Origin of the sequence: Streptomyces sp., from assembly GCF_035563135.1 — a bacterium.
Lineage (GTDB): Bacteria > Actinomycetota > Actinomycetes > Streptomycetales > Streptomycetaceae > Streptomyces.
Genome location: NZ_DATMVN010000053.1, coordinates 1 through 8,266, shown reverse-complemented (window position 1 = coordinate 8,266; position 8,266 = coordinate 1). Strand labels below are relative to the sequence as shown.

The following is an 8,266-nucleotide window of genomic DNA, read 5'->3' as shown; positions in this document are numbered from 1 at the left end:
AGCCGGTGTGGCCCTCGGCTTCCCGCGCGGGCACCCGGCGGGCCCCGAAATCCTCGCCGGCCGGATCGGCGCCGTGCCCGAGACCCGCCACCTCCACGTACGGCACGTCATCGATCCAGTCGGTGTCGTCCTTGGCCACCCAAACCCGCGCCCGGGTGCGCAGACCGGCCACGTCGTCGGCGCGCATCCCGGGGGAGCCGAGCACGACGAGATCCGTGGCGCCGAGCCCGGAGGCGGCGAGCCCGCACACCACCGAGCCGTAGCTGTGGCAGAACACGACGGGCGCGGGCAGCCCGTCGGCGGCCAGCCCCGCCGTGAACCGGGTCAGCCGCTCCGCCCCCGCCTCCGCCAGCGTGCCGGTCGCGGCGTCCAGGCTGAGGCCGACCGGGGTGGTGTAACCGGCCCAGGCGATCACCGCGTGGTCCGGACCCCCCTCGGCGTACAGCGACTTCGCCATACCCGCCGGGGTGCCGTACACGTCGCCCCGCCGGTCGAAGGTCCCGGCGTCGATGTCCGAGCCGGGCACCACGACGGACACATGACGGGCGGAGCGCAGGTCCCCGAACACCTCGGCGACCTGGCCGCGCCCGCGCGGGTCGAACGCGAGGATCTGCCGTCCGGGCGCGGCGAGACCGGAGTACCGGGGATCGCGGGAGGCGCGCAGGGCGCGGGCGTTGGCGCGGTAGCGGAGCTCCACCGGGGCCCCGTCCAGATTGCCGACCACCGACGGGTGCCGCTCCAGCAGCGTCCGCTGCTCGGCCCCGCTCAACCCCAGGAAGAACGCCTGCACTTGTGCCGGCGTCACCCGGGCCGGGTCGGGCAGCTCCCGCCCCAGCACCCCGTCGGCGCGCCACGAGGCGCTGCCGGGCGGCGGCCCGGTGACCGCCCGCTGAGTGTTCCCGGACGCCCAGCCGGCCGTCCCTGCCACCACTGTGGCCGCCAGTGCGACCGCGGCCAGCGTCCTCGCGAATCGGCGCATCGTGCCCTCCCCGTCCTGCTCGTGCACACCGTCCGGTGCGCAGGGGAGGAAGGTAGGAGGACGACGGGCGGCAGGACGTCACCCCGCGGGGCCAACTGCCCGGTGATACCGGGGTAGGGGGTGTACGGGGGGAAAGCCCTGCTCTCCTCCCCGGGGAACCGGTGCGGGGCACACGGGGGAACCCCCACGGCGCGCCCCGGGGGGCCGGCGTGGTGTCACGCCTCCCCGGGCGTCACCAGCCCCGACTCGTACGCGAAGATCACGGCCTGCGCCCGGTCCCGGAGCCCGAGCTTGGCGAGCACCCTGCCGATGTGCGTCTTCACCGTCTGCTCGGCCAGCACGAGCCGCGCCGCGATCTCCTGGTTCGACAGACCCCGGGCGATCAGCCCCAGGACCTCCGTCTCCCGGGGCGTCAGGCCGTTCAGCCGCAACGCGGTCCCGCCCGACGGTGCCGCCGGCCGCTGACGCGCGAAGTCCGCGATGAGACGCCGGGTCACGGACGGCGCGAGCAGCGCTTCCCCCGCCGCCACGATCCGCACCGCCGAGATCAGGTCCGCCGGCGGGGCGTCCTTCAGCAGGAACCCGGACGCCCCGGCGCGCAGCGCCTCGTAGACGTAGTCGTCGACGTCGAACGTGGTGAGCATCAGGACCTTCGGGCGGTGGACCACACCCGTCGGTGGGCTCAACAGCTCGCGGGCGGCGGCCAGCCCGTCCATCTCCGGCATCCGGACGTCCATCAGGACGACATCCGGATGCACCGTCCTGCTGACCTCGACGCCCTTGCGCCCGTCCGGGGCTTCGCCCACCACGTCGATGTCGCTCTGCGCCGCCAGCAGCGCGGCGAATCCGGCGCGCACCATGGCCTGGTCGTCGACGATGATCACGCGGATGGTCACGGGTCCTCCGGATGCAGAGATGCCGAGGGCGGCTCGGGCGGCGGCAGCGGGAGCCGCGCGGCCACCCGGAAGCCCCCGTCCGGCAGGGAGCCGGCGTCGAGCGTGCCGCCGGTCAACCGTACGCGCTCCCGCATGCCGACCAGCCCGTGGCCCGTCCCCGACGCCTCCAGCGGCGAACCCGGTTCCTGCGGCCTGCCGTTGACGACCAGCACCGTCAGACTGCCCTCGCGCACCGTGACCGACACCCGGGTCCGGGCACCCGGCGCGTGCCGGACCACATTGGCCAGCGCCTCCTGCACGATGCGGTACGCCGAGAGGTCCACCGCCTGCGGCACACCGCCCCGCTCCACCGCATCGGCCACATCCGCCGCCAGCGACAGCTCGGCCGGGACCCCGGCCCGCACCGTCGCCTCCACCAGCTGCTGCACCCGGTCGAGACCGGGCTGCGGGGCCAGTTCACCCCGGCTGCCGTCACTGCGCAGCACCGACAGCAGCCGCCGCATCTCGGCCAGTGACTCCCGGGCCCCGGCCGCGATCGACGCGAACTCCGCCCGCGCCTCCTCGCCGAGCCCGCCGATCCGGTACGGAGCCGAGTCGGCCTGCACGGTGATCACCGACATGTGGTGCGCGACCACGTCGTGGAGCTCCCGGGCGATCCGGGTGCGCTCCTCCAGCAGTGTGCGTCGTGCCCGCTCGGCCTCGTTGACCGTCTCCTGCTCGACGAGCCGGCGCTGGGCGTCGCTCCGCTCCCGTACCGCGGCTCCGCTCACGAGCACCACCGCGCCGAGTACGGCCAGCAGGAGCGCGCCGCCGTCGCTGCGCACGGGCGCGAGCAGGTGCAGCAGCAGCCCGGCCGCGCCCGTCATCAGCCACACGCCGGTCACGGTCCGCCGGCTCTCGCGCAGCCCCAGGGCCAGCAGCACGAAGAGGTAGCCGACGATGGCCGGCGGGGTCCACGGCCAGATGGTGCCCTGCTGCTCAGGCAGTGCCAGCAGCGCCAGGGCGCCCACGACATCGGCGGTGAAGACGATCCACCAGGCCTGCAGCGGCCTGTGCGCCAGCATCAGCAGGGGGGCGGCCTGCCCGACGGCCAGGGCACCGGCGACTCCGCCGGGCGCCTCGTAATCGCTGGTCAGCACGTCGATCGTGACGGGGATGAAGACAGCGGCGAGGGCGATCACCACGGCGTACGGCAGCAGCCGCAGCCGGCGGTCCGGGGAATCGGCGAACAGCGGTGTGGGCGGATGGGACGCGTGGGACAGCCCGTGGGCGAGCTCGCGCAGATTGCGGCGGGCGGCGCTCAGCAGGCCGTCGGCGGGCGGGGGCCCGGCGGTGGAGGGAGGCATGGTCGGGTCAGAGTAGGCGCGCGGCGTGCCGGGCGGCGTCATACCGGGGGGGGGGTGGACCGGGGGCCCGGCCCCCGTACCGGGGTAGGGGGCGGGGGATCTCCTGCCGGAAGGAGGGGGAGGAGCTGAGAGCCCCTTGCCGGGAGGGGAGGAGGGCCGAGACCCCGAGCCCCCGTACCCCTACAGCTCGGCGAGGAGCTCCGCCTTCTTCGCGCTGTACTCCGCGTCCGTCACCAGCCCCGCCTGGTGCAGGTCCCCGAGGTGGCGCATCCGCTCGGCGATGTCCGCCGGGTCGCGCCGCGCTCCACCCACCGGGACGGCCGCTGTCGGGACGGGCACCGACTGGGTCCTGCGCACGGACTCCAGGACCGCCGCGGCGAAGGGCAGCGACTCGTGGACCGGCCCGTAACCCATGCCGAACACGACAGAGGCAGGATCCTGGTCCGGTTGCACACGCGCCACGGACGACTGGCCCGCACCGGGCACCTGCGCCGGGGCGGGGCCGCCCGCCGCGGAGTCCGCCACCACGTCGCGGGGAACCAGCCGGAGGTATCCCTCGAAGGCCTCGGGTGAGCACCACTCGATTCCGGCCAGTTCCGCCACGGGGAACGTCTGGTCGCCCGCCTTCCACTTGGCGCTCGACGCCCCCGTCCAGAACCACCGGAAGGAGACCAGGGTGCCGTCGAACCCGGCCCGGCCGTCGTACGCCTTGAAGTGCATCGGCGCCTCGGGGGCCGTCACCATGAAGCGCTCGGCGGGCCGGGTCGCCTCCGGTCCGAGCAGGGCGCGCAGCTCGTCGGCGTAGTACTCGGCGAGCGTCCCGCGTTCGGCGGGCAGCACCAGGCGGTACGGGTCGTGGCCCTCCTTGAGCTGCCCGGCCGCGGCCTCCAGCAGCGGATCGGCACCGGGTCTCGGCACCGCGTGCAGGACCACCGTGCCCCGCTTGCCCGGGGCGAGCGTCACCGACGACAGCGCCGCGTACGGAACGCGGCGTTCGCGCAGGCTCTGGAAGAGCCTCGGCGTGCGGATCCCCCGTTCGAAGCGGATGAGCACGGAGTCGGTGTCGAACTCCCAGGTGGCATGAATTCCGGCCAGCACATCACCCATGTGCCTCATCGTATGTGGCACAGGCGCGCACGTCCCCCTTCGGTACAGGCAGAATCGCGATCAGGCAGACAGGCTGTTCGCCGCTCCTCACCCGCGTCAGACGTGTTTCTACGCGCGTCAGACTTCTGGACCGCCGGAAATTTCCCGGTGGCACGTGCCATCGGCGGTCGCGCAGCTGACCGAGCCGTAGGCACCCACGCCGATCGCGGCGAAGTTGCTGAGGCTCTCCGTGCCCGGCTCGAAATAGCCGCTGTGCCCGATCGCGCCGCTCGCCGACACGATCCGCGCGCCGAAGGCCGGGTCGACCGGGTCGGCGCCGTGTCCGAGCCCGCCGACCGCCATGTTCGGCACGTCCGCGATCCAGTCGTCACCGTCCCGCATCGCCCACACCCTGGCCCGGGTGTGCAGGGCGTCGACGGTGTCCGCCCGCATCCCGGGACTGCCCGCGACCGCGATGTCGGACACCCTGGCCGGCAGCTCGTGCGCGGCCGTCCCGCACAGCACGGAGCCGTAGCTGTGGCAGAACAGCGATACGCCCGACGTGCCGGGCAGCCCCTTCACGAGGGCGTTCAGCCGTACCGCCCCCTGCGCCGCGAGCCCGCCCAGCGCGGCGTCCATACCGATCCCCGCGGGCGCCGTGTAGTCGGCCCACGCGATGACGGCCGTACGCGCACCGGGGCGCGCCGAGCGCTCGGCGCCGTACAGCGACCGCGCCATGCCGACGGGCGCCGCGTTCCGCCTGAGGTCGCTGCGCTCCAGCGTCAGGAGGCTCGTGTCGACGCCGGGCACGACGACCGAGACCCGCTCGGCCCGGTCGAGGTCGCCGAAGACCTCGGCCGCCCGGCCGCGGCCCGACGGGTCGAAGGCGAGGATCTGCCGGTCACCGGAGAGCAGGGAGCGGAAGCGTGCCAGCCGGAGCACGGCCTGATGCCGCCCGTCCGGCGAGAGCCGGGTGTCCCGCGCCCGTTTCTCCTCCGCCGATTCCGCCTGCACCAGGGCGTGCCGGTTGGCCCGGTAGCGCAGGGTGACAGGCGCGCCGTCGAGATTTCCCACCACCAGCGGGTACTTGTCGGCCAGGGCGACCCGCCGGCCCGCCGTGAGCGTCGCGAAGAAGTGCGCCAGCCGGTATGCCGGAGCACTCACGTCCGGGAGGGAGCGACCGGCTATCCGGTCCTTCGCCCAGGAAGCGAGCGCGGTCTCGCGCGGCGACGCGGAGTGCTGACTGCGCACAGCGGTCCACCCGGTGGTCGCCAGCATCACGAGCACGACCGCGACGGCGAGCAGCGCTCGCCACGCGGTGAGAGTGGGGGAGGAGTCGAAGGAATTCACTGCGCCTCACCCTAGAAGACACGCGCACGACGCCGTGGCAGGGATGACGCGGATCACCCGGCTGCGGGGAATCAGCCGTGTGTGCTTCGCGCTCCGTGTGCGACGGATTGACGCTCCGTGTGTGAGAGCTTCACGCTCCGGCGCTTCGGAGTGCCGCGCGATACGCGAAATGGCGGGAGCGGCCGGCCTGGTGTGAGTTCGGCCATGCGCCCGCGAGGAGGGGTGCGGCACACCTGCGCGGTTCGCGTGAGGATGGACCTACGCGGTGCGCCAGCTGCCGGAGAGTGCAGGTCCGAGCTGGTCCAGGTGGAGTTCGGTCAGCTCCCGGAGGGCGTCCTCGCCCGCGTCCTTCCGCCGCCCCCACAGCTGTCCGGTCAGCCGCATCACCCCGGAGAAGGCGGCGACGGCGACCCGGGGGCGCGGATCCGCCTCCAGGTCGAGGCCCTCACGCTCCGCGATCAGTGAAGCGGTCTGCTGCTCCAGACCGAGGTGGCGCCGCATGTGGGCGCCGTGCAGTGCGGGGGTCGATTCGATCACCCGGTAGGCGCGCATCTTGAGTTCGGCCGTGACGTCCTCGTCACCGGTCTCGGAGGCGGTGCTCCACGCGTTCAGAGCGGCTCGGCGCATCGCCTCGAAAGGGGTCTCCGCTGCGGGGCGTTGACGCAGCTCCGCGAGGAAGCGCGCGTCCACAGCCTCCTGGACGGCGAAGACCACGGCCTCCTTGTTCGCGAAGTAGCGGAAGAAGGTGCGCTGGGAGACCTCGACGGCGTCGACGATCTCGTCGACGGTGGTCCGCTCGTACCCCTGCGTGGTGAAGAGCCTGAGGGCGGCGTGCAGCAAGGCCTCGCGGGTGCGCCGTTTCTTGCGTTCGCGCAACCCGTCCGGGGCCCCCGGTACGGGAACTCCGGCTGTCTGCCTGCGTGTCACGTGCCAGACCTCTTCTCGCTGCTTTTCCCTGCTCAGCCTACCTGTGAGCTAAGTGACAGTTACTGTCTTGTGAATTGCTTTGTCAACTGTCAGCAGCTGACATAATGTCCTGCGCATGACTAGTCAGACCACTGTCGAGAAGGCGCCGCGGGAGCCTGAAGACACTCTTGTCCCCGCACCGGTGAAGGGACTGCGCGGCCACCCCTGGCTGACGCTCTTCGCCGTCGCCATCGGCGTGATGATGGTGGCGCTCGACGGCACGATCGTCGCGATCGCCAACCCCGCCATCCAGCAGGACCTCGGAGCTTCGCTCGCCGACGTCCAGTGGATCACCAACGGCTACATGCTCGCCCTCGCGGTCTCCCTGATCACCGCCGGCAAGCTCGGTGACCGCTTCGGCCACCGGCAGACGTTCCTCATAGGCATCGCGGGATTCGCCGCCGCCTCGGCCGCCATCGGCCTCTCCGACAGCGTGACGCTGGTGATCGTCTTCCGGGTGCTGCAGGGCCTCTTCGGGGCACTGCTGATGCCGGCGGCACTCGGACTGCTGCGCGCCACCTTCCCCGCCGAGAAGCTGAACATGGCGATCGGCATCTGGGGCATGGTGATCGGTGCCTCGACCGCGGGCGGGCCCATCCTCGGCGGCGTGCTCGTGGAGCACGTCAGCTGGCAGTCCGTCTTCTTCATCAACGTGCCCGTCGGTGTGATCGCGCTCCTCTTCGGCTTCGTGATCCTCAGGGACCACCGCGCCGAGAACGCGCCGAAGTCCTTCGACATCGGCGGCATCGTCCTGCTGTCGCAGGCGATGTTCTGCCTCGTCTGGTCGCTGATCAAGGGCTCCGAATGGGGCTGGGGCGACTGGAGGACGCTCGGTTTCCTGGGCGCCGCCCTCGTCCTGTTCTTCGTGTTCGCGCTCTCCCAGAAGAATGTCCGCGAGCCGCTGATCCCGCTGGCCATGTTCCGCTCCGTACCGCTGTCGGCCGGTGTGATCCTGATGGTGCTGATGGCGTTCGCCTTCATGGGCGGCCTGTTCTTCGTCACCTTCTACCTCCAGAACGTCCATGGCATGAGCCCGGTCGACAGCGGTCTGCACCTGCTGCCGCTCACCGGAATGATGATCATCGGCTCCCCGCTCGCCGGCGCCGCGATCACCAGGTTCGGCCCTCGCGTACCGCTGGTCGGCGGCATGGTGTCCGTCGCGGTCGCCATGTTCGGCATGTCGCAGCTGACCACCGGTACCGGCACGCTGACCATGTCGCTCTGGTTCGCGCTGCTCGGCTTCGGCCTCGCGCCGGTCATGGTCGGCGCCACCGAGGTCATCGTGGGCAACGCCCCGATGGAGCTCTCGGGTGTCGCGGGCGGACTCCAGCAGGCCGCCATGCAGGTCGGCGGCAGCCTCGGTACGGCCGTCCTGGGCGCCGTCATGGCCGCCCAGGTCGACGCGAAGCTCGACGGCAACTGGAAGGCGGCGGAGCTTCCGCCGGTCGGCCCGGAGCAGCTGGACCAGGCGTCCGCCGCCATCAAGGTCGGTATGCCCCCGGTCGCCCCCGGCACCCCGCCGGAGATCGCGGCGAAGATCACGGGCGTCGCGCATGACACATTCGTGTCGGGGATGAGCTCGGCCTTCATGGTCGCCGGCCTCGTCGCGGTCGTCGCGGCCCTGGTCGCCGCACTCACCAAGC

7 protein-coding genes are annotated in these 8,266 nt (G+C 72.3%); 1 reads left to right on the top strand and 6 read right to left on the bottom strand.

The window, feature by feature from the left end:
* The 6 genes from VN520_RS02315 to VN520_RS02290 form a co-directional block, all read right to left on the bottom strand.
* The coding region (locus VN520_RS02315; RefSeq protein WP_325745130.1) for an alpha/beta hydrolase at positions 1 to 979 on the bottom strand (979 nt) is incomplete at its 3' end.
* Between the two features lie 215 nt (positions 980 to 1,194).
* Positions 1,195 to 1,875, bottom strand: coding sequence for a response regulator transcription factor (locus VN520_RS02310; RefSeq protein ID WP_325745129.1), 681 nt, complete (start codon positions 1,873 to 1,875; stop codon positions 1,195 to 1,197).
* A complete protein-coding gene (locus VN520_RS02305) occupies positions 1,872 to 3,221 on the bottom strand; it encodes a sensor histidine kinase (RefSeq protein ID WP_325745128.1) in 1,350 nt (449 codons plus the stop codon). Before VN520_RS02305 ends, VN520_RS02310 begins: the two co-directional genes overlap by 4 nt.
* 180 nt (positions 3,222 to 3,401) lie before the next feature.
* Positions 3,402 to 4,328 carry a DUF4429 domain-containing protein gene (locus tag VN520_RS02300; protein ID WP_325745127.1) on the bottom strand — a complete coding sequence of 309 codons (927 nt, stop codon included), beginning with the start codon at positions 4,326 to 4,328 and terminating at the stop codon, positions 3,402 to 3,404.
* A gap of 117 nt (positions 4,329 to 4,445) precedes the next feature.
* The gene (locus VN520_RS02295; RefSeq protein ID WP_325745126.1) at positions 4,446 to 5,657 is read right to left on the bottom strand and encodes an alpha/beta hydrolase; all 1,212 of its coding nucleotides are present in this window, start codon (positions 5,655 to 5,657) and stop codon (positions 4,446 to 4,448) included.
* Positions 5,658 to 5,915: 258 nt separating this feature from the next.
* Positions 5,916 to 6,584: a TetR family transcriptional regulator gene (locus VN520_RS02290; RefSeq protein WP_325745125.1), complete on the bottom strand. Its 669-nt coding sequence runs from the start codon at positions 6,582 to 6,584 to the stop codon at positions 5,916 to 5,918.
* 238 nt (positions 6,585 to 6,822) lie between these two features.
* On the opposite strand from VN520_RS02290, the gene VN520_RS02285 reads away from it, so the two are divergent.
* The coding region (locus VN520_RS02285; RefSeq protein WP_414719752.1) for an MFS transporter at positions 6,823 to 8,266 on the top strand (1,444 nt) is incomplete at its 3' end.